The following is a 21,173-nucleotide window of genomic DNA, read 5'->3' on the forward strand; positions in this document are numbered from 1 at the left end:
ACAAATTTTAAAAATGAAAAGGTATGGCAGCATTTGAAAAAGAAACCGTATTCTCATTGGAAGATACGATTGAATACACAGACGGCGGTGTTATCAGTAAGCAGGTTACAAAAAGTAAAGCAGGAAATCTCACGCTTTTTTCGTTTGATAAAGAACAAGGTCTTTCGGAGCATAAAACTTCTTATGATGCGATTGTCCAAATTTTGGACGGTGAAGCAGAAATAACCATCAATGGAAAATCCTTTTATTTGAGCAAAGGACAGTCTATCATTATGCCCGCAAACATTCCACATTCCTTGAAAGCTATCGAACGTTTTAAAATGTTGTTGACGATGATACGACAGGAATAATTAAAATAATTAAAAACGAAACAAAAAAAATTGCTCAATTGTGTTAGTGAACGCTAGCAAACTATTTATTATTCCTCTGATATTTATCGGGTGGAATACCGTTCAGGCACAGGAAGTCTGGACACTGAAACAATGTATTGATACAGCACAGGTCTATAACAAAACCCTGCAAATCAACAGAAACCATATCAGCATTAGCGAACAAAGGGAAAAAGAAGCAAAGGCCAATCTTATTCCGAAAGTTACAGCCAATGCCGATTACAAATATTTTATGGAATTACCTACGCAATTAATGCCAATGAATGCACTTAATCCGCAAGCACCGGAAGGGCAATTTAGGGACATACAATTAGAGAAAGCAAAAATTGTAAACGGTAAATCCGAAATCACTTTTAAAAACCTGCCCAAAGGAAAATATGCCGTGAACATTTTACACGATGAAAATAACAACAGTAAGATTGACAAAGGTTTAATCTTACCCAAAGAGGGAATTGGATTTTCCAATTATCAGACAATAGGATTAAGAAACAGACCCAATTTTTCTAAAGCAAGTTTTGAATTAAATGCAGACAAAACGGTTGAGGTAAAGGTAATTTATATGTAAGCCTTAAAGATAAGCGTAAGTACATTTGCAATTCCCACGAGCAAACGCACAGGCCAAAAATTACAAAAGAACTTACGCTTTACCCAACAGAAAATTATTTTTTAAAATTCCTTCCCTTCTAAAATTTTTTAAAACCGCAGACACACAACCGACACGGAAATGACAGCGAAACTCACGATAGAAAACGACTTGACAACACGAATGACAGAACGCCAGCCTGTAACATCGGTCGCCGTTGCACAACCCCAATTTTCTGCAAATAATGGCCAAAATGTGTAAAAAATGACCTCCTCAGAAGCGATTTTGGGGAGGTTTTTATTTACGGTGGGAAAATTATTCGGGATTTCAGGTGGGCTTATACGCGGGCTGTGACGGCTCTGATGTGATGGTTCTGGCAAAACCACAAATTCATCCCTGGTACGGGTAGAATTTGGGCATTTCGGTGAACTTTTCGGGTGATACAATAAATCATTAACATAACCAACTGGTTAACAATGTTTTACACGATTATTTTCAACAAAAATCCGTCGCCATCAAAAAATTAGTTTAACTTTGGAAAAGGAGTTGTGCAACAAGCACATGGGTTTTGCAATAGTGGGGCGAAACTGCAAAGTTCAACGGTAGTTCTTCGGTTCAACTTTTGTACAAAATTGAAGATTTGTGCTTCGATTGCCCCACCATCGCAAAGCCCCAAAACGTTGGCAGAAATTATATGTTAAAACGTTATAGAATTGAATCAAACATAAGTCGTGTAGACAACAAAATTAATAGTGATTGAAATTATTAACGGATAAACAATAAATTCTGATAGAAAAATTTCGTTAGGTATCTATTAATCAACAACCTAATATTTTTTAACTTAATTAATTTTTTTATTTTATGAAAAAGAATTTTTTCTACAGACAAATCATTTTTTTTATGATTAGCTTATTCATGCTGTCATGTTCAAATTATGAAGATAGAGTTTCAGATTCTATCGCAAAACAAGAAAATATTTCTAAAATCAACTCAAATTCTGGTGCTTTTGCAAGATATAGCAGTTCAGATATAGGGGCGATGCATAACAATAGTCTTTATGCTTTAATGGAAGATATTGAAAATAACGAAAGTGATTATACACAAGCGAATCAACCAAGCAGCGTAGCCTTTGAGTTTTACAAAAATTATGTATTTTCAAATACCGAGACCGAATGGAGTAATGAACAAATTTCTGCTTTTTTAGATGATTTTAAAACTTTTAGCTATGTTAACGATACAGATTTTATCAGATTAACAAATACTCAATATTATCAGGACTTGTTAACTATCATCGATTCTGACGGAACAATTCAAAATGTTCAAAACGATATAGACAGATTATTAAATGATTTAAATAATGATGATGAAATAAGTGAAAATGATAAAATAGCTTTAAAATCTGCAATGCTTGTTGGAAAGTCTTCATATGAATTTTGGAATACTGATGTTGAAAGATGGCAATCAATAAGAGCTAAATTTATTACAGATACAAATGCAGCATCGAAAATAAAAATAAAAAACAAATATTTAAAAGCAGATATTGAAGGAGCGATTGGAGATGCAATCACTGGTGCAATTACAGGTCTACAAGGAGCAGCAATAGGAGCAATGTTGGGAGCGCCTTGGGCTTCTGGAATATCTGGTTTCTTTGATCAATATATTTGGGATTAAAAAATGTGGAGATTATTTTTTCAATCTTTAGTCGTTTTTTATGTAGTAAGTTTAATTCTGAATTATTTTTTTGATGATGAAATTTATTACATTGAAAATTTAGTTACAGCCATTTTCTTCAGTTTGTCTTTTAGTTTTATATATACAAAATTCATAAAGAAGAAAAAAGTATAGAATGATAATAATTAGGATTGTTTATTTTATATGAACAGTCCTAATTTTATAAAAATAACTTCTGCCAATAGCTAAGTTTTCGTTGCGTGCGAAGCACGAACAATGAAAACCTTGCTGAACGGAAGCTTCGGGAGTTTTTTTCAGCATTATGGGTTTATCGACGGAAAATTTTAAAGATATACAGGAGACTTCGGGAAGAGTCTCTTTTTTTTTGACTAATATTGGTATTTTTTCACGGTTTTATCGTGTTTTCCTTCACTTTTGGGCATAAAATCCCTTACCCAAAATGCTAGATTTTAGGCTTTTCAAAGTTTTGGCTCATCTCCAAAAACCAACTTGGCGGACCGCGTAAATCGAACGTTGCAATCGTTACCAGATTCCCAACTTTGCAACAACTACATTTCGGCTGAAAAGTTTTGGATGGAAGTTTTTCCATGGGCTGAAGGCCTAAATTCTGTTGCAGATTTTTAAGCTTCAGTCGTTTCCACGTGCTGCTGAGAAAACCGTAATAACGGATTTTTACAAATCTTTTCGGCAAAATATGCATCGCAAAACGGCGGATAAACTCCTCGTGGCTCAAAACCATCTGCTTTCTGATGCCTTTCTGCCGGTAATCTTTGTAATCGAACCGGGGTTCTCCAAAGAGAAAATCTTCCGGTTTTTCCGCTTCAATGTATTTTTTCAAGCCCCGAATCAAATGCTTGGAAAGTGGCAAATAGCGGTCTTTTTTACCTTTTCCCTGAACCACTTTCAGCTGTTTTCGGTCAAAATCCAAATCACAGAGACGAAGATTTCTGACCTCAAGACAGCGCAATCCGCAACCGTAAAGCAACCCAATTAAGATTTTATGTTTTAAAAGTTTACAGCAGGACAACATCTGCCAAACCTCCTGTTTACTGAGCACTACGGGCAGTTTTTTCTCTTTTTTAATTTCCGGAAGACTTAGAAAACCGTAGCTCAATCCTTCCGATTTCAACAGAAAACGAAGTCCGTAAACCGTGTGTTTAAAATACGATTGCGAGGGTGATTTTGATTTTTTCTGAAGGTAAAAAAGGTAATCGTGGATCTGCTCTGCATCCAACTCTGTAGGGATTTTCCCAAAATGCAGCGACACCGCCGCCACGTGTCTGGAGTAATTACTGAACGTACTTTGGCTTCTTCCAAGCACCGAAACCGTACGTTCAAACCGGCCTAAAAGTTCTGTAAAACCAGGCACTTCGCGCTTTGCCTGATTGATGATTTTGTTTTCTCTGAGTTCGTCTAAACTCTTTTTTTTGTAGCCATTCTATTAATTTTTTAATTAACTTTACAAAGTAACTGATTTATGCGATTGGGAAAGCTACCGAAGGTTTAGTTCAACAACGGCTATGCGCCAGGCGGGAAATCCGTCTTCGGTTGATAAATTACGGATACGAAAAATGAGCGTTTTCAAAAGAACAATTTTAGTAAAAAGCCCCGCCCGGCGCATAGCCGCAAAACGTTAACTGCAATATTTAAACAACACATCACATATGACAAACTTTTACCAAAAACTTTTATTAATTTTTACAATTATCTGTTTCTCCAATTTTGGATTTAGCCAATCAAACGAAATCAAAATTAAATTCATTGGAAATTGTGGGCTTTATATGACCGACGGAGAAAACAATTTTTATATTGATTTTCCTTACAAATCTGGTGCTCATAAATATATGGAATACGATAAATCGGAAATTGATAACATAAAAGACAATGCTATTTTCATTTTCACACATCGACACTCCGACCATTATTCTGCAAAATTATTGAAAAAACTTACGGGACAAAAGTTTGATCCTTGGAACATCAATGAATTAGAAAATTTGGGAGAAACTATTCCAAATTTTGGCATTCAAGCATTTCAAACAAGTCATAAAGTTTTCGGAGTTTCATTCAAGCATTTTTCATATTTAATTACTTGGCACGGAAAGAAAATTTATATTTCTGGCGATACAGGAGATTTGGAAGACTTGAGTAAAATCAAAAACATTGACTGGGCTTTTGTAAATCCTTGGATTTATATGAATGCCGAAAATGAAAAAGTCAAAATTGACGCAAAAAATTTCGGAATGTATCATTTATATCCGAACCAAGAAATTAATGGAGAAATTCCCGAAAATCTTATTATACTAAAGAACCAAGGAGAAATAATTACAATTCCTTACTAAAACATACTGCAGCCAACATCGGTCGCCGTTGCACAACCCCAATTTTCTGCAAATAATGGCCAAAATGTGTAAAAAATGACCTCTTCAGAAGCGATTTTGGGGAGGTTTTTATTTACGGTGGGAAAATTATTCGGGATTTCAGGTGGGCTTATACGCGGGCTGTGACGGTTCTGATGAAATGCTTTTGGCAAAACCACAAATTCATCCCTGGTACGGGTAGAATTTGGGCATTTCGGTGAACTTTTCGGGTAATACAATAAATCATTACCATAACCAACTGGATAACAATGTTTTACACGATTGTTTTCAACAAAAACCCGTCGCCATCAAAAAATTAGTTTAACTTTGGAAAAGGAGTTGTGCAACAAGCACAATGTATAAGCGTAATGCGGGATTTATTGCTAAATTGAAAATTTCGTCACGTAATAAAATTTTGAATAAAATGTAAATATCGTCTTCGAAAACCCGCACTACGCTTATACTTGACCGTTAGCGGTCAGCTAAAAAAAAACGACCTGACGAATTCAAATTGACACGATATGACAGACAATAAACGAACACTTGAAGAACAAAAAGAAGAATTTAAACGAAAGAAACTTTTAGCATCTCCGATTGCCGGTTTAATTGCGTGGTTAATTGTTGCTATTTCAGGATTTTTTTTCCCTGACAATATTACTGTTTGGGTTTTATTTATAGCAACAGGCTCGATTGTCTACTTAGCTATGGGAATTTCAAAGTTGACTGGTGAAGACTATCTTGACAAAAGCAAGCCTAAAAATACTTTTGACACTCTTTTTTTTCTTACAGTTGCCCAAGCGATTTTAGTGTATTCAATCGCAATACCATTTTTTATTGAAGACTATACGTCTCTTCCATTAACGATTGGAATTTTGACAGGACTAATGTGGGTTCCATTGACTTGGATTATTGACCATTGGGTTGGACTATTTCATTCAATTTTGAGGACAATTTTAATTTTAGTTCTTTGGTATTTATTTCCTTCTGACAGATTTATAACAATTCCAATAGCTATTGTTGTAGTATATATCCTATCAATTATAATTTTGAAAAACAGAAAATTTAAACTATGAAATAAAAGCCGAACCGCTAACAGCAGTCGCCGTTGCACAACCCCAATTTTCTGGAAGTATTGGCAAAAATGCACGAAATATGACCTCCTCAGAAGCGATTTTGGGGAGGTTTTGATTTACGGTGGAAAAATGTTTTAAATTATTTAACCACCAATGCCTGCACTTTCGTATCTTTGATATGTGCGATGGTACAGAAGAAAGCTGTAGGGGATTTTGAACGCAATTGAATAAAGTGCAAACCCAAGTTAAATTACACTTATAATACAAATAGATTTTAGCTTTAATTAATATATGAAAAAAGAGGACAAAGTGTACTGTCTAAAAGAAGGTTATAGTCCTTACATTTATAAAAGTGAAAAGTCATTTATTTACTGTTTTCCTGTATCGTCAGGACATATTGATTTAAATTTTGAATTCATTATTTCTAAGGCTGATTTTGAATGCCTAAAAGAAAATCAATATCGTTATAAGGTTCTATATTTCTTGCTTTTCTTTGAAGCTCAATCAACATTTGGGACAGGAACTGAAAATCCTAGAGAATTTAGAAAAGATGAATTTGAAACTTGCAAGAATATTGCATTAACAAAATCTGAAAATGATTTAGCTTTATATATTAAAGAATTTTCTGATAAAATGAATTTATCCGAAAATTACATTAAATCATTCATAAAATCAGTGTTTTAATTAATAAAATAACTTAACTACGTATGACATCAGTAGCTGTTGTACAGCCCCAATTTCAGGAGTTTCCATGCGGTAGAAACATAAAACACCACCTCCTCACCATCCATTCTTAGCAGATTTCCTTTGCGGGAACAAGGATACCGCAGGTCTTCTCATTCCTCAATCCTGTGAATACACCACCAGAAACGAAATCCGGTTGCGGCCCTGCCGCCAGTGGTCTATAATGCCCTCCGGTGTGTGCTCAGACCGCCGGGTGTAGGTGCCCAGGTCTATGTTCTGCACACCCGCTATAATATAGGAATCTACTACTTTCATCACGGTATAAATTTTCTGGCTTTTATGCTCGGTGGTAGCTGCCAGAACCGCTTCTACCAGTGTCCGGAACTGTAATCCGCGCAACGCCAGCTGCGGGTTCTCCGGGTCTGTTTTGCTGTATGCCCCCAGCATAATGCCCAGTACTTCCAGATTCACAGGATCTGTCTGCAGAATTTTTTCGCCTTCGGGAATCGCCTCTTTCCAGTTGCCGGCGCGCACCAGTTTAAAGAAGTCGCTTTTCTCCAGTTCATTGGGCTTCTTTTTGCCCTTCAATTGTCCATAATACAGATGCCTGGCCTGCAGCGAGTCCAGAGATGTGGGGCGGTAAACGAACTGATATGTCAGCTTTTCGTAAAAATATACTGATGTGGAATCCTGTACATTCCGGTGAATTTCTTCAAAGTCTATGGCGCGCTGTGCCGGGAGGACACTGCAGCAAATTATCAGCATAAAGATCCATATTTTACTCATTTTTTTGCTTCTGTAATCTTCTGCAATATAGACATTAACTGCATACCCATAAAAAAAATCTCTGCGTGGGCAGAGATTTTTAAGGTCTGAATCAGTTCTTTAGATGCTGGTCAAAGTAATCGGTTACTTTCTGCATCAGGTGTACACGGTCTTTGCCCATCACATTGTGCTCATGCCCCGGATATACAAAATAGTCTACCTGAATGCCATGGTCTACGGCCGCTTTCAGGAAGTTTACAGAATGTTGCCAAACCACCACATTGTCCTGCGCACCATGAATCATCAGGAGTTTTCCTTTCAGGTTCTGAACTTTATCCAGGAGGTTAGACTGGGCATAACCCTCCGGATTGGATTCCGGGGTATCCATATACCGCTCGGTGTACATGATTTCGTACATGCGCCAGTCTATAACCGGTCCGCCGGCCACTCCGGCTTTGAATACTTCGGGATGCTTCAGCATGAAGCTGGTGGTCATAAAACCGCCAAAACTCCATCCATGTATTCCCATACGGTCTGCATCTACATACGGCAGAGACTTCAGGTAGTTCACCCCCTGCAACTGATCGTTCATTTCGGTCTCACCCAGATTACGGAAGACCGCCTGTTCAAATTTAAGCCCGCGGTTAGATGAGCCGCGGCCGTCCATGGTAAAGACGATGTAACCGTTTTGCGCCATATATTCGTACCACAGGTTTCCGGATTGCGGGAAACTGTTGGTCACCAGTTGCAGGTGCGGCCCGTTATAGAGATAAACAATGACCGGATATTTCATATTAGGGTCAAAGTTGGTTGGCAGAATCAGTTTCCCATAGAGGTCGGTTCCGTCATCTGCTTTCAGGGTAACGTTTTTAATTTCCGGACGCAGGTAATTTTTCAGCGGATTCTCTGCGGTCAGAATATTTTGGGATTTCAGGGTCTGGGTATTGATCAACTGTGCGCTGCGCGGGGTGGTGGCATTGGTGTACACATTGTAAAGCATACTGCCGTCTTTGCTCAGAATTCCGGAGTGCATGCCCGGCGCCTCATCCAGACGCTGCATTTTGAAGTTGTTCCAGTTCACGCGGTACAGGTGCCGCTCCTGCGGAGTTTCTTTGGTGGCGGCAAAATAAATTTCTTTCTTTTTTTCGTTAAAGCCCAGGATATCAGTTACCAGCCAGTCTCCTTTGGTCATCTGAGAGACCAGTCCTTTGTCCAGATGATAATGGAAGAGGTGGTTATAACCGGTGCGCTGACTCTGCCAGATGAAATCGGTATTGGAATTCGGGAAAAATAATAAGGGATGCTGGGGTTCCACATATCGGTCTGATTTTTCTTCGAAAATAGTTTTCACCAGGTTTCCGGAGGCCGCATCATACTGATTCATTTGTAAATGATTCTGGTCGCGGTTCAGCACGCCCACGAATATAAACCGGGAATCCGGACTCCAGGTCACTGCAGTCAGGTATTGCTCCTGGTCTCCGTCGATATTCAGATAAGAAGTGGTTTCTGATTTGGCATTGTACACGCCCAGCGTTACGTGATGGGAAGCAGCACCGGCCATCGGGTATTTGATGTTGGCATTCTTCGCCGGAGTTACAGACCAGTCTATAATGGGATAATCTGTCACCATCCGTTCGTCCATGCGGTAGAATGCAATTTTATCACTGTCCGGTGCGGGGAAAATTCCGCCACTGATGCCAAATTCCTGTCGGTGCACGGCCTGCCCGTTTACGATTCCCGGGTCTGTGTCCTGAGTCACCGCCACAGATTTGCCGTTGCGGTGCAGGTACAGGTTGTTTGCTACGGTGTATGCAATGCTTTTCTGATCTTCCAGCACTACTGTATTTGCAGCACCGGAGTTCAGGGCAGCCCATGGAGTGACTTTCCAGTCGTTTCCGCTCTTTTCCAGCCAGTGGTAGGTGCCGGTCTGGGCAAAATAGCCTTTGTTCGGGCTAATGAATTTCACCGGGGGCAGAGATTTCAGTTTCCGGGAATCATCCAGGTTTTTATTGATACGGCTCAGCGATACCAGGGTATCGGTTTTTGCAGATTTGACATCGGTGATCAGGTAGGCATTTCTGGCGCCCTGAATATAAGATTTACCGTCTGGTGTCCAGGAAAACTGACTGATGTTTTTCACCGCCAGGTTGCTGCGCAGTCCGTTTACGGCTTCAGCCATGGTGAATTTTTGGTTCTGACCATATAATAAACTGCTGAAAACTACGAGCAGTAAAGGGATTTTTGAAAATTTCATTTCTAAAAAATTAGCTGGCTAAAATTAAGAAATAATTCCGGACTGTTACTATTGTGTTTTTATGGACTGCTGATACAGATTTAGCAGCGGATCGGCATCACTTTCAGGCCGGTTCCAGCGGTACCGGTGGGTCCAGTACGCCATTTTCATGGAGAGAATTCCCAGTCCGGCCCCGAAGAGCACATCTGAAAGATAATGTTTGTCATTCCCCAGCCTCATGGCACCCACGGTGGCTGCCAGTCCGTAAGCGGCAAAGGGTACCCATCGGTTGTGCTGTCCGTATTCCAGGGAGAGCTGGGTGGCGCCGGCAAAAGCAATGGCGCTGTGGCCACTGGGGAAGGAGAAAGCAGTGCCGTCTGGCCGGGTTTTCTTCATGGCAGATTTCAGGATCAGAACCATGCCGGTGCTCAGTGCCTGGCCTTTTACCATGAGTACCGTGCGGTTTTTAAGGTCGGTCCGGGCCTGCATGCCGGTCATTTCCAGGCCGTAGAGGGCCAAAACAGGAACGGCAATCAGGAAGTCATCTGCCTGTCCGGTGAGGCCCATCAGGTGTTTGTTTTCGGTCTCGGTCTTCAGGAGCTGTCCCTTTCGGTTTTCTGTATCGGTCAGGACTCCGGCAAGCATCAGGGTTCCCGGAATATAGAGTTGTTTTGGGGTAAAAGGAATCCGGCTTTCTGCCAGGTACAGCCTGTCCGGTACTTGTGCTGAAAGGCTTGAATAAAGATTCAGCAGGATCATCAGTACTAAGCCGTGCTTCATTTGTATTTTTTTCAAAGCTAATCATAAAACCGGAGACTGATGTTAAATTCATATAAAGTCAGAGTAAATTATTTTTATAGTTGTAATTTTAATGAATGGCTGCAGGAATTGTCACTTCTTATCTTAGGTCAATGAAATGGCAACAGGAGGGCTCTATCTTTGCAGTATTCATTTATTAACCAATTAAAAAACAAATATTATGTCAACAAAATGGAACTTAGACCCTTCGCACAGTGAAATTACTTTTAAAGTAAAACATTTAATGATTTCTAATGTGAAAGGGCAATTTAAAGACTTTAACGTGGCTTTGGAAACAGAAGATGATACTTTTAAAAGTGCCAGAGCTACCGCAACCATCCAGACCGCATCTGTGGATACCAATAATGCAGACAGAGACAATCACCTGAGAAGTGACGAATTCTTCAGCGCAGAGAAGCATCCTGTGATCACGTTTGAAACCAATTCACTGAATGATGATATCTCCGGAAATCTGACCATCAATGGCATTACCAAACCGGTAAATCTGGAAGTAGATTTCGGTGGAATTAGCGTAGATCCGTGGGGAAATACCAAAGCCGGTTTTTCTTTTGAAGGGAAAATCAAAAGAAGCGAATTCGGCCTGAACTGGAACGCTGCCCTGGAAGCAGGAGGGGTGATGGTATCAGACGAAGTGAAAATTGCCGGCGAACTACAATTTGTAAAAGCTTAATCCTGAGTATTCAGACCGTAAAATTTCATCAATCCGGAATTACTCAGGTAGTTCCGGATTGCTTTTTAAACCAAATCCAAAACAATGAATTTAAACGATTTAACTAATATCTCGTCCGGTTTTGCCCCAACTCCGAAGATGCCGGTACTGTTCCTGGGCCACGGTTCGCCTATGAACGCCATTGAGGAAAATCAGTTTGTGCGCGGATTCCGGAAGATCTCCAAAGAAATCCCGGTGCCCAATGCTATTTTATGTGTTTCAGCGCACTGGTTTACCAACGGAACTTTTGTGACCGCTATGGATTTGCCGAAAACCATCCATGATTTTTACGGCTTTCCGCCGGATCTGTTTGCCGTACAGTATCCTGCTCCCGGTAGTCCCGAACTGGCCAGAGAAACGGCTGGTCTGCTGCTGCCTGCACAGGTGGAAGAAGACCACAGCTGGGGTCTGGATCATGGAGCCTGGTCGGTCATCCGTCACATGTACCCCGAGGCAGATATTCCGGTTATCCAGTTGAGCATTGATTATAGCAAACCTCCTGAATATCATTTTCAGCTGGCCACTCAGCTTCAGAAACTTCGGGAAAAGGGCGTGCTCATCATCGGAAGTGGGAATATTGTGCATAATCTGCGGCTGGTAGACTGGCGGAATATCAACACGGTAGGAGCCGGCTGGGACTGGGCCATTGAGGCACGAGAACTGACCAATAGCTGGATTCTGGACGGAAATTTCCGCAATCTGATTAACTATAATAAGCAGGGTGTGGCCATGCAAACCGCCGTTCCCACACCGGATCATTATATGCCGCTGATTTACACGCTGGCCCTGAAAGAGAAGACCGACGATATTGCTCTTTTTAATGATGAGTTGCTGGGAGGCAGCCTGAGCATGACGAGTGTGCGGATTGGCTGATGGGCTGTTACGGGTTATTGCGCATAGCGCCCATATCCAGTTTCAGAGAGAAGAAGTTCGAGAAGAAATTGCTTCCGCCGATTCCCGAATTGGTGATGGCGTAATCCAGCGTCAGACCGCGGTATTGAATCCCAATCCCGGCACTGGGCTGGAAGGAAACCTTGCGGCTGAGGTCTTCAATGTCTGTGATGGTCTGAAAACGGTTCACCCCCAGGCGTACGAACACCAGATTGTCATAGTTCAGCTCTGCACCGGCATAAGGCGTGATGCTGGCGAAATCTGTGGAAATAAGGGCTGCTGTTTTGGCAAAGTCCACATTGATTCCGGCTTCCGGCAGAATGGACATATAATGGCTGATTTCAAAATTCTTGCTGGCCCCCATATTCAGTTTGGGCATGGTGAGTTCCATTTTGTCCTGAGGAGCCGGGTTGAACTCCTCGCCGTTTACAATGGCCGATAATTCATCCTGATTGACATTCCAGAAATTGACGGTAGTAGAGGCGTCCCGCAGCATGGCTCCGTAGTTCCAACCGCTGTCTGAATGGTAAATGGCGCCTACATCAAAACCAAAACCAAAGGCATTGGCAAATTTTCCTACATTTCTGTACACTACTTTGGCATTGACACCGGCAGAGATTTTTTCATTTCCGCCCGGGTGAAACGCATAAGAAACCAGTCCGGCATAGTCTGCCTGAGAGAATTTGGTGATTTTGTCATAATCAATATTCCCTTCGCTGTCTATCATCTGGGTGGTATTCAGAATATTATCTACACCCAGTCTTACAATGGAAACGGCAAACACACCGCCACTGTTTTCCAGCTTTTTAGCATAGGCCAGGTAATCATATTTGGCAATGCTTTCAAAATATTCTGCGTGCATGGCTGCCCCCTGCCAGTCACGTTCTATACCCAGAAGACCTGCAGGGTTCCACATCGGGGCATAGACATCGTTCTGATTGCTCACTACCGCACCGCCCATGGCCAGACCGCGGGCTCCCGCACCAATGTTCAGGAACTCGTTGGAGTATTTTCTTACAATCTGCGCCTGGGCTATGGCAGATGTACATACGAGTAATAGCAGTAGTTTCCTCATTAGATTTCTGGTTTTAGATTTTTCTTAGACTTTCTGGATTTTATAATTCCGTTTACCACAATGGCGGCAATCATGACAAAGGAAGCCACATAAAACATGACACTCATCTGTTCTGACGCACCAAAGATAAAAAAAGCAAGGATAATTCCGTACACCGGTTCCAAATTTACCGTGAGAACCAGTGTGAAAGGGGAGATGTACTTCATTAAACTTACAGATTCCAGCATGGGATAAGCGGTGAAAACACTTGCCAGCAAGGCAATCAGCGCCAGATCACCGTAGCTGATGGCTGTCACCCGGGATAACTGGCCGGTAGCCAGATAAAAAAGTGTAATAATGAGCCAGCCACCGAATATTTCATAGAAAATAATATTTCCGGATGAGGTTTTGCCATAAAGTTTCCCGTTGAACACCGAAAATACCGTACCGAAAAGTGCGGTCAGGATGCCAAAGAAAATCCCTTCCTTGTACCGGAATTCAATATTGAATATGGCCACCATACAGGCTACAATCACAATGCCCATGATGATTTCTGAGAGGTCTATTTTTCGTTTGAAGACGATGGGTTCCAGTATGGCTGCAAATAAGGTAGAGAGCGACAGGCAACTCAGGGCAATGGCCACATTAGACACTTTGATGGAATGAAAAAAACACAGCCAGTGAAAGGCCATAAATCCGCCCACGGCAAAAAGCCTGAACATGAGTTTCCGGGAAATACCCAGATGCTGGCGCCCGATAAAACGGATGAACACAAACAGCAGGAATGCTGCAAAAAGCATCCGGTAGAAGGTCAGTGTCTGCGCATTGGCCGTAATCAGTTTGCCGAGGATTGCAGTAAACCCCCAGAGAAATACAATGAAATGAAGACGGAACAGGGCTGAGCTTTTCATTTTTTGTTTTTAGAATCAGACGCAAAATTAGGTTAACTCCATTGAAGACCGACGATTATTTTTGCCAATACACTTCAGACCATTAGTTTCGTCATGAAAATTACCCTCATTGCCCGTCCATTCTGAGTTTCATACGATGAGGCTAAACAGTTGTGCTGACTATTGAGATGCTTCCTGTGTGGTTAAGGTCATTATTCCTCTTATCTGTTTAAAAGGATTTTGAACCGGAACAGTGCTTTTTAAATAGATCATGATTATTGTTAAAAAATGAATGCCTTTCAAAACAGAAGGGTATTTTTTTGTCTTATTTCGTAAGTGACTTTACCAGCCACCGGATGCGCCGCCTCCACCGAAACTTCCGCCTCCACCGAAGCCTCCAAAACCGCCTCCGCCGCCAAAACTGCCACCGCCACCTCCGAAGCCGCCACCCATAGGCGGGAATGGGAAAAAGCCACCGGGATACGTTCTGCGCCCTCTTCGGGACAGAATTACGTCGTCATCGTCCCCGCCACGGCCACCTCTGCCACCGCCTTTGCTGCCGAAGAAAAAGCTCAGCAGAAAAATGATGAAAAAAGCGATCAGCAAGATCTCAAAAACACTCATGCCGCCTCCTTCAGAGGGTTCCTTTGCCCGGGGTTTGTATTTGCCCTGTACGGCTTCCATTAGCGCTGTGGTGCCCCGGTTGATGCCTTCGTACCACTGTCCCTGTTTGAAATTGGGGGCAATGATATAGTCAATGATTTGTCCGGCCACAGATGCCGTAAGGTATTTTTCTACATCGCGGCCTTGTTGGATGCTGATTTTTCGGTCTTCTGATGCAATCAGAAATACAATGCCATTGTCCTGTCCTTTTTCTCCGATTTTCCAGGTTTCTCCAAACTGCCATGCCACAAAGTTGATGTCTTCACCACCGGTAGTGGGGATGATGATGACCTCAATTTCAGTGGATGTACTGTCGGCAAAGTTGATGAGCTTTTCATTCAGTAAATTCTTTTCTTCTGCAGAAAGCAGTCCAACCTCGTCATACACGGGATACAGCACAGCGGGTTTTTGCGGAACGGTAAACTGCGCAGATGCCATGAAGCCGGCCAGAAGCACGGCGGTAAAAAAGAATTTAAGAGAAACTAATCTCATTCGGAAGTTCATTTGGATTTTCGCCCGTCACCGGGAAATGTTTTTTAAGTTCTGCACCGGTATCCAGAATGGCCTTCTGCAAAGGTTCAAAATAATGCCCTGAGGCAAAACCGGTAGTGATTTCATCATGCAGGCGGTCCCAGAACTGTTGTTTTACTTTTCTGTGAATACCCTCGTCCCCGATGATGGTAAGATAGTGCTGCTCAAAATTTACATGAAAAAGCACTGCATTTTTTTCTGCCGTCTGGTCTTTGCACAGTTTTTTGAAGACTTCAAAGGCCACATCGGCATTCCGTTCCTCGGTGGTAGCGTCTATGTGTACACGGATTTCGCCGGTAGAGTGATCCTCCGCCGCCTTAATGGCTTCCACCAGAGAAGCCATTTCGGATGGGGTCAGAAAATGATTCATAAGTTTTAATTCGTAAATACTTCGGGCGCACGCTCGGCACCTGCTTCGGCCTTAAATTTAGGTTTCACGGTGAAGTTGGTGAAGTTGGCCAGAATATTATTCGGTACTTTTCTCACGGTATTATTGTATTCATCTACCGCCTGGTTGAAGTTTACCGTTTCGGCGCGGATGCTGTTCTCAATTGCGGTGTATTCCCGCTGGAAGTTCATGTACTGCTGATCTGCTTTCAGATTCGGATATTGTTCTACAACGGCCATCAGCCTGCTCAGCGCTCCGGTAAGTTCCCCCTGGGCAGCCTGAAATCTTGCCATGTCCTGCTCGGTCATATTGGAGGGATCCAGATTGATGGACGTTGCTTTGGATCTGGCTTCAATCACTTTGGTCAGCGTTTCCTGCTCAAACTGACTATAAGATTTTACTGTGTTTTCCAGGTTCGGAATCAGATTCGCGCGCTTTTGGTAAACCGTTTCTACATTACTCCATTTCGTGCTCACATTTTCGTCCTGTTTTACGAAGTTATTGTAGGTAGGAACGCCCCAAAGAGCCAGAATAACCAGAATGGCAACGAGCCCGATGCCGAGCGTTGCTGCACTTAGACAACCTTTGTTTTTCATAGTTGGTATTTTTAATGTTGGATTGTGTTTTAAATGTTTAATCAAATCAAATATACAAATTATGTCTTAATTTTGCAGAAATATAAAAAAGAATGACAACGATAGTGGTGGCGCTGGACCGGAAAAACGGAATTGGTAAAGAGAATAAGTTGCTGTGGCATCTTCCGGAAGATTTGAAACATTTTAAAGCCATCACCTCCGGGCATCCGGTAATCATGGGACGGAAGACGTATGAGAGCATCGGCCGGCCACTCCCAAACCGTACCAATATTGTGATCAGCCGCAGAACAGACTGGTTTCAGGAAGGAATACTGATCGTGGGAAGTATAAAAGAAGCGCTGAAGTTTGCCAAAAAAATTGACGAAAATATTTTCATCATCGGTGGGGGGAATATCTATGAGCAAACTCTGGAGGTGGCGGATAAACTGGAAGTGACCCGCGTGGATACGGAAGTACTGGCCGATACTTTTTTCCCAAAAATCAGTGAAAAGGACTGGGTGCTTACCGCAGAAAACTGTGTGGGTCAGGATGAGAAAAATGAATTCAATATGTGTTTCCAGACCTGGGAGCGCCGGGAAAAGAATCAGAAGTAGCAGCTGCTGTCTGTCTGTTTCGGTCAAATTATTTTATCTTTGCACATCTAAATATCAATAATGAACAAATACCTGAAATTCGTAATAGCAGCCCTGATGGTTGCAGCAGCCGTTTACCTGATGATGAACCGTAATGTGGGATGGGGAATTGTAATTCTGTTGCTCACCGCATTACCCATTTTGTTGTTCTTCAAGAATGAATACATCCTGCTGGCGTTCTGGCACCTCAGAAAGCAGAATATGCCAAAAGCTGCCGGGGTATTGGCCAGAATTAAAAATTTTGAAAGTCAGTTGCACAAAAGTCAGTACGGATATTTCCATTACCTGACCGGTCTTACTCTGGCGCAGGACAGTCCGGCAAAAGTAGAACCCTATATGAAGAAAGCGCTGGAATACGGACTGAATATGAAGCAGGACCGTGCCATGGCAACGCTGAATCTGGCGGCTGTGGCCATTTCAAAAGGAAGAAGACAGGAAGGGCAGCGCCTTCTGGAAGAGGCCAAAAGACTGGATTCTGCAGGTCTGATGACCGATCAGATTAAAATGATGAAAGATCAGATGAAAATGCCGTCCATGCAGAAACATATGCATAATCCGCACATGAGACAAAGAGGAAAATTCTGACAGCAGAATACCTCCATATACAAAAAACGCATCTCCGGGATGCGTTTTTTTTGGTTTAATAGTCCAGGGATTAATAGTCAAAAACAGTTCGTAAAATTACTGCTATCGCCGATTGATGCTGTGGATTCCGAAAGTTTTCAGTCTTCGAAAATATTGCCCATTCTGTTTTTCACCAACAGCCAGCTGGTATAGGAATATACCGTGTCTGTACCAAACTCACGCCATTGCAGAATATACCAATAGGTGGCGGTAGGGACATGGCGGGTAGGGGAAACCATGCCGTCCCACGTGAATCTGTTGGCAGGTGTGCCGGTAAAGACCTCGGCGCCATAGCGGTCAAAGATTCGGAACACCGGATCTTCCTTGGTCAGGAGTTCAGCATAGCTGATGAGATCATTCACACCGTCTCCGTTTGGTGTAATGGCATTAATGAGGTTGATGATGGAGAACTGCTTGGTGACGATAGAACAATCCAGGTCGTCTTTCACATAGATGGTATAAGTACCGCGGCCTACATTGTAAAATACATTGGAGGTCTGCCAGGTAATTCCATCCAGGGAATACTGGTAGGGAGGGGTGCCTCCGGTTACCGTGATGGTCACGGTGTTGTCTTTGATGTCGATGGCGGTAATGACCGGCAGTTCTGCAGCGGTTACCGAAACTTCCTGACGGTACATGCAACCATTAAACGTTAAATCTACCCAGTAGTTGCCAATGCCGACCGTAATGGCCTGAGTGGTTTCACCGGTACTCCAGAGATATGCCTCAAAACCGGCTCCGGCATCCAGAACCGTGGTTCTGTTCTGGCAGATCACCTGATCTACCAGCGTGTCACTTTCCTTCGGGGTTTTAATGTTGATGATGATCTCTGCTACCGACGGACAGATTCCCGGTTTTTCAAAGCGGATGAAGTAGGTGCCGGTCTGATCCACGTTTACAGGATTTGTAAGGGCGCCGGTGTTGTTCTGCGCATTGGCCAAGCTGTGATGAAAAGTGGCCGTAACCTGCGGGTCATTCGTATAGAATTGCAGGTAATTCATCAGATTGACATCGGCAATACCATCAAAATCCTCATCACAAACCGTTTGAACAGAAGTAGTGGTAAGCAGCGGAATAGCCGTTCCGAAAATAAAATTAAGTGCCTTAATTACCGGTGCGCAACCGTCCGGTGAATTGACGCGGATGTAAATGGTGGTATTTGCCGTAAAGGTCCAGTTCACAGGCAGTGTATTTGCATTTCCTGCGGTGGCGTCTGCCAGGGTAGGATAATATTGAACCCCGAAATAAGCAGCGTTCTGAAGCACCTGTGTGCTAATATTATTGAGATTAATTTCAATAATGCCATCTACGTTATCATCACAGAAGGTCTGGCTGAAATCTGACACCACCGCTAAAGGAAAGAAGCCGAGTATAATCTGGGCAATGCTCTTACAGCCTTCCGGAGATGCAACCACTGCATAAACCGTAGTGGGTGCGGTAGTGTAGGCCCCTGTATTTCCGATGAGTGCGGCCGGGTTTTCGGTCTGGGCATCATTTAACGTAGGGTAATAAGTGATGGTTACCGGTGTCTGCGTGGTGACGGCGGCAGAAGTAAGATCATAGGTTCCCTGGCCGTTTACATTACAGGCATTCAGCGTGACATTGTTCACCGGAATTTGGGCAATATTTATCGTTACGGTCACGGTTTCACATTCCGGGAAGTCCGGATGGTCACCACAGAACGTGTAGGTAAATGTATCGGTACCAGAAACGCCCGGATTGGTCGTGGTATAAACAATTTCACCGGTTGCAGCATTTATTGTTACCGTACCCAGTGCAGGCGGCGTGGTGATCTGTATGGAAGATAATGCGATATTCTGCGGCACCGAAACACTTGTAAAAGCAGGCGTGATGTTTTGGGACACGCAGATATTGTAAGTGACACTGGTGTTCACCATGCACTTTTCTACTTTAAATTGTGACGTAACCAGCGGCGCACAGCTGCCCATCGTTACAGATGCGGTGTAATAGCCCGGTTCTGTAGGGGTGATGGAGGCAGAAGTTGCTCCCGGGATCAGTGTGCCATTCAGAAACCACTGGTAGGAGTCATAAATAATGGGATCTACTGTAAGGATTATCCCGGGAATACAAGTAGTGCCCGAAGTCAGAATCACGGGTTGTGTGGGGAAACCGGCAAAGAATCCGCCATACCCTACAGCATCGGTACCGGCGTTAATTCCTGCCGTGATGGCTTTACTTGAGGTCACGGTCACGTTTCCGGTGACATTGGGAATACCGTAAGTCACCCAATTGGTGGTACCTGTCATGGGAAAGGGGCCGGCTCCTGCGGGCGGAGCAACGCCGTTAATCTGTACAATGGCACCTACCTCCGTGATTAAGTTCAGTTTTGTTGGGATGTTCAGAATTCCGGTGGGGTTGGCATTGGAATATACCTCGTTTTCGTCTATGAGTCCCAGTTCATCAATCTGTTTGGGAAGGTAGCAGTTCAGCGCAGGAATGAAGTTGAATCCGCCGGTGGCTACACTGTTGCCGCCACTGTCAATGCCGGAGAGCAGCTGGTACACATAAGCATTTTGGGAGGTAGAGATATAGAGATTATGATGGGAGGTTCCCTGCGGGATATACTTGTTATCGGGAACTACATAATGTTCACCTTCATTCAGTACGGCAGCGGGCACCGTTTCATTGTTCAGATAGACTTCAGTATTATTTTGTATGGCAACTACCAGGGCACCTTCCATATTATTGCCAACGGTTCCGAATCCTTTTACCAGCGCAAAGGTATTGCCTAGGTGATTGGTGGGAATAGACTGATCCATCAGGATATCAGAACTAAGGGGATGCAGACCGGCGTATTGTCCGTTAAAGTTCCCATTGGTCACATTCACGGGTTTGCTGGCTACGATTTTACTGCCAATGAAACTGTCGCCGTTTGCAGCCACATCGCCTTTGCCTTCTATGATATAGGACTGTCCTTTGTTCAGGGTAAAGGTCATGACAGGGTTGGTGGCGCCTGTAGTTCCGTTTGAGAACTGAACAGTAGCGGGGTATCCGGATACGGTTACGGTAGTATTGTCTTCTGTAGCCAGAATTCCCGTCATAAAATTGAGAATTGGGTTTTCTACCGTAAGGGGTGCCATGGCGGTATAGAACGTGGTTCCGGCAGACGCTGTTCCTTTGGACGTGACAATTTCTGCATGGTTATACACGGAGAACCGGAGGTTGGCGTAGAAGGGAAATTCTGCTTTTACGTTTAATCCTTTGGTAATGGGCGTGAAGAGGTCATTCTGAAGTGTGGTGATGATGTATTGACGCGGTATGTCAAACTTCTGAGGATTTCCTTTACTGATGGTAACCGTGCCAATCAATACATTATTGTTATATATGCTTACAGGGAATGGCGTAGTTCTGTTGGTAGAGAGGTACACTTTCTGAAATGGAAAGGGGTTTCCGGACCGGTCTATCATGGGTGCAAACCAATGCTCTCGGTCCAGCTGCGAATAGACATTCGCAAACATGAATAGAAATAAGATAAAAGGTAGATATTTTTTCACGGCATTCAGTTCATTCCTTACAAATTTAATCATTTTAAATTTAGCATTCAGTAATTTGTATTTAAATAAAAAAACACGGCTGTGA

At 42.9% G+C, this 21,173-nt stretch carries 20 protein-coding genes; 10 read left to right on the forward strand and 10 right to left on the reverse strand.

Annotated features, from left to right (window positions below):
• The first annotated feature begins 23 nt into the window (after nucleotides 1–23).
• The 3 genes from LKO26_RS01575 (at nucleotide 24) to LKO26_RS01585 (ending at nucleotide 2,643) form a co-directional block, all read left to right on the forward strand.
• Nucleotides 24–350, forward strand: coding sequence for a cupin domain-containing protein (locus LKO26_RS01575; RefSeq protein WP_227586049.1), 327 nt, complete (start codon nucleotides 24–26; stop codon nucleotides 348–350).
• 40 nt (nucleotides 351–390) lie between these two features.
• Nucleotides 391–954, forward strand: coding sequence for a DUF2141 domain-containing protein (locus LKO26_RS01580; RefSeq protein ID WP_227586050.1), 564 nt, complete (start codon nucleotides 391–393; stop codon nucleotides 952–954).
• 879 nt (nucleotides 955–1,833) lie between these two features.
• Complete coding sequence (locus tag LKO26_RS01585; protein ID WP_227586051.1) at nucleotides 1,834–2,643, forward strand: hypothetical protein; 810 nt, start codon at nucleotides 1,834–1,836, stop codon at nucleotides 2,641–2,643.
• Nucleotides 2,644–3,106: 463 nt separating this feature from the next.
• Here the strand turns inward: LKO26_RS01585 and LKO26_RS12750 are convergent, their stop codons facing one another.
• Nucleotides 3,107–4,033: a tyrosine-type recombinase/integrase gene (locus LKO26_RS12750; protein ID WP_317206363.1), complete on the reverse strand. Its 927-nt coding sequence runs from the start codon at nucleotides 4,031–4,033 to the stop codon at nucleotides 3,107–3,109.
• A gap of 412 nt (nucleotides 4,034–4,445) precedes the next feature.
• Between LKO26_RS12750 and LKO26_RS01600 the strand changes: the two genes are divergently transcribed.
• The 3 genes from LKO26_RS01600 (at nucleotide 4,446) to LKO26_RS01610 (ending at nucleotide 6,778) form a co-directional block, all read left to right on the forward strand.
• Nucleotides 4,446–5,003, forward strand: a complete 558-nt coding sequence (locus LKO26_RS01600) for a hypothetical protein (RefSeq protein WP_317206364.1) — start codon at nucleotides 4,446–4,448, stop codon at nucleotides 5,001–5,003.
• Nucleotides 5,004–5,542: 539 nt separating this feature from the next.
• Nucleotides 5,543–6,094 carry a DUF7010 family protein gene (locus LKO26_RS01605; RefSeq protein WP_227586053.1) on the forward strand — a complete coding sequence of 184 codons (552 nt, stop codon included), beginning with the start codon at nucleotides 5,543–5,545 and terminating at the stop codon, nucleotides 6,092–6,094.
• A gap of 291 nt (nucleotides 6,095–6,385) precedes the next feature.
• Complete coding sequence (locus LKO26_RS01610) at nucleotides 6,386–6,778, forward strand: hypothetical protein (protein WP_227586054.1); 393 nt, start codon at nucleotides 6,386–6,388, stop codon at nucleotides 6,776–6,778.
• A gap of 159 nt (nucleotides 6,779–6,937) precedes the next feature.
• Here LKO26_RS01610 and LKO26_RS01615 read toward each other — a convergent pair whose 3' ends face one another.
• The 3 genes from LKO26_RS01615 to LKO26_RS01625 form a co-directional block, all read right to left on the reverse strand.
• The gene (locus tag LKO26_RS01615) at nucleotides 6,938–7,543 is read right to left on the reverse strand and encodes a DUF4919 domain-containing protein (RefSeq protein WP_227586055.1); all 606 of its coding nucleotides are present in this window, start codon (nucleotides 7,541–7,543) and stop codon (nucleotides 6,938–6,940) included.
• 112 nt (nucleotides 7,544–7,655) lie between these two features.
• Nucleotides 7,656–9,797, reverse strand: coding sequence for a S9 family peptidase (locus tag LKO26_RS01620; protein WP_227586056.1), 2,142 nt, complete (start codon nucleotides 9,795–9,797; stop codon nucleotides 7,656–7,658).
• A 48-nt stretch (nucleotides 9,798–9,845) separates the two neighbouring features.
• On the reverse strand, nucleotides 9,846–10,556 hold the full coding sequence (locus LKO26_RS01625; RefSeq protein ID WP_227586057.1) for a phosphatase PAP2 family protein: 711 nt from the start codon (nucleotides 10,554–10,556) through the stop codon (nucleotides 9,846–9,848).
• Nucleotides 10,557–10,755: 199 nt separating this feature from the next.
• Here LKO26_RS01625 and LKO26_RS01630 point away from each other — a divergent pair, with 199 nt between their 5' ends.
• Entirely contained in the window at nucleotides 10,756–11,265 is a 510-nt protein-coding gene (locus tag LKO26_RS01630) for a YceI family protein (RefSeq protein WP_227586058.1), read from the forward strand.
• 84 nt (nucleotides 11,266–11,349) lie between these two features.
• Nucleotides 11,350–12,177 (forward strand): 4,5-DOPA dioxygenase extradiol, encoded by an 828-nt coding sequence (gene ygiD / locus LKO26_RS01635; RefSeq protein ID WP_227586059.1) that lies wholly within the window; start codon nucleotides 11,350–11,352, stop codon nucleotides 12,175–12,177.
• Between the two features lie 7 nt (nucleotides 12,178–12,184).
• On the opposite strand, the gene LKO26_RS01640 is transcribed toward ygiD, so the two are convergent.
• The 5 genes from LKO26_RS01640 to LKO26_RS01660 form a co-directional block, all read right to left on the reverse strand.
• Entirely contained in the window at nucleotides 12,185–13,270 is a 1,086-nt protein-coding gene (locus LKO26_RS01640) for a PorV/PorQ family protein (protein ID WP_227586060.1), read from the reverse strand.
• Nucleotides 13,270–14,160: a DMT family transporter gene (locus LKO26_RS01645; protein ID WP_227586061.1), complete on the reverse strand. Its 891-nt coding sequence runs from the start codon at nucleotides 14,158–14,160 to the stop codon at nucleotides 13,270–13,272. Before LKO26_RS01645 ends, LKO26_RS01640 begins: the two co-directional genes overlap by 1 nt.
• Nucleotides 14,161–14,481: 321 nt before the next feature.
• On the reverse strand, nucleotides 14,482–15,294 hold the full coding sequence (locus tag LKO26_RS01650; RefSeq protein WP_227586062.1) for a TPM domain-containing protein: 813 nt from the start codon (nucleotides 15,292–15,294) through the stop codon (nucleotides 14,482–14,484).
• Nucleotides 15,275–15,703, reverse strand: coding sequence for a TPM domain-containing protein (locus LKO26_RS01655; protein ID WP_227586063.1), 429 nt, complete (start codon nucleotides 15,701–15,703; stop codon nucleotides 15,275–15,277). Before LKO26_RS01655 ends, LKO26_RS01650 begins: the two co-directional genes overlap by 20 nt.
• A gap of 5 nt (nucleotides 15,704–15,708) precedes the next feature.
• Nucleotides 15,709–16,317 (reverse strand): LemA family protein, encoded by a 609-nt coding sequence (locus LKO26_RS01660; RefSeq protein WP_227586064.1) that lies wholly within the window; start codon nucleotides 16,315–16,317, stop codon nucleotides 15,709–15,711.
• 92 nt (nucleotides 16,318–16,409) lie between these two features.
• Here LKO26_RS01660 and LKO26_RS01665 point away from each other — a divergent pair, with 92 nt between their 5' ends.
• Nucleotides 16,410–16,910, forward strand: a complete 501-nt coding sequence (locus tag LKO26_RS01665) for a dihydrofolate reductase (protein ID WP_227586065.1) — start codon at nucleotides 16,410–16,412, stop codon at nucleotides 16,908–16,910.
• Between the two features lie 60 nt (nucleotides 16,911–16,970).
• Nucleotides 16,971–17,534, forward strand: a complete 564-nt coding sequence (locus tag LKO26_RS01670; RefSeq protein ID WP_227586066.1) for a DUF2892 domain-containing protein — start codon at nucleotides 16,971–16,973, stop codon at nucleotides 17,532–17,534.
• Between the two features lie 137 nt (nucleotides 17,535–17,671).
• On the opposite strand, the gene LKO26_RS01675 is transcribed toward LKO26_RS01670, so the two are convergent.
• Nucleotides 17,672–21,121: a gliding motility-associated C-terminal domain-containing protein gene (locus tag LKO26_RS01675; RefSeq protein WP_227586067.1), complete on the reverse strand. Its 3,450-nt coding sequence runs from the start codon at nucleotides 21,119–21,121 to the stop codon at nucleotides 17,672–17,674.
• Nucleotides 21,122–21,173: the final 52 nt, after the last annotated feature.

It is taken from the genome of Chryseobacterium sp. MFBS3-17 (genome assembly GCF_020687745.1).
In the GTDB taxonomy this organism is placed as follows: domain Bacteria; phylum Bacteroidota; class Bacteroidia; order Flavobacteriales; family Weeksellaceae; genus Marnyiella.

Coding starts and splice junctions, on each gene's coding strand:
- LKO26_RS01575 (WP_227586049.1), top strand. CDS start 24: ATGGCAGCATTTGAAAAAGAAACCGTATTCTCATTGGAAGATACGATT.
- LKO26_RS01585 (WP_227586051.1), top strand. CDS start 1,834: ATGAAAAAGAATTTTTTCTACAGACAAATCATTTTTTTTATGATTAGC.
- LKO26_RS01600 (WP_317206364.1), top strand. CDS start 4,446: ATGACCGACGGAGAAAACAATTTTTATATTGATTTTCCTTACAAATCT.
- LKO26_RS01605 (WP_227586053.1), top strand. CDS start 5,543: ATGACAGACAATAAACGAACACTTGAAGAACAAAAAGAAGAATTTAAA.
- LKO26_RS01610 (WP_227586054.1), top strand. CDS start 6,386: ATGAAAAAAGAGGACAAAGTGTACTGTCTAAAAGAAGGTTATAGTCCT.
- LKO26_RS01615 (WP_227586055.1), bottom strand. CDS start 7,543: ATGCTGATAATTTGCTGCAGTGTCCTCCCGGCACAGCGCGCCATAGAC.
- LKO26_RS01620 (WP_227586056.1), bottom strand. CDS start 9,797: ATGAAATTTTCAAAAATCCCTTTACTGCTCGTAGTTTTCAGCAGTTTA.
- LKO26_RS01625 (WP_227586057.1), bottom strand. CDS start 10,556: ATGAAGCACGGCTTAGTACTGATGATCCTGCTGAATCTTTATTCAAGC.
- LKO26_RS01630 (WP_227586058.1), top strand. CDS start 10,756: ATGTCAACAAAATGGAACTTAGACCCTTCGCACAGTGAAATTACTTTT.
- ygiD (WP_227586059.1), top strand. CDS start 11,350: ATGAATTTAAACGATTTAACTAATATCTCGTCCGGTTTTGCCCCAACT.
- LKO26_RS01640 (WP_227586060.1), bottom strand. CDS start 13,270: ATGAGGAAACTACTGCTATTACTCGTATGTACATCTGCCATAGCCCAG.
- LKO26_RS01645 (WP_227586061.1), bottom strand. CDS start 14,160: ATGAAAAGCTCAGCCCTGTTCCGTCTTCATTTCATTGTATTTCTCTGG.
- LKO26_RS01650 (WP_227586062.1), bottom strand. CDS start 15,294: ATGAGATTAGTTTCTCTTAAATTCTTTTTTACCGCCGTGCTTCTGGCC.
- LKO26_RS01655 (WP_227586063.1), bottom strand. CDS start 15,703: ATGAATCATTTTCTGACCCCATCCGAAATGGCTTCTCTGGTGGAAGCC.
- LKO26_RS01660 (WP_227586064.1), bottom strand. CDS start 16,317: ATGAAAAACAAAGGTTGTCTAAGTGCAGCAACGCTCGGCATCGGGCTC.
- LKO26_RS01665 (WP_227586065.1), top strand. CDS start 16,410: ATGACAACGATAGTGGTGGCGCTGGACCGGAAAAACGGAATTGGTAAA.
- LKO26_RS01670 (WP_227586066.1), top strand. CDS start 16,971: ATGAACAAATACCTGAAATTCGTAATAGCAGCCCTGATGGTTGCAGCA.
- LKO26_RS01675 (WP_227586067.1), bottom strand. CDS start 21,121: ATGATTAAATTTGTAAGGAATGAACTGAATGCCGTGAAAAAATATCTA.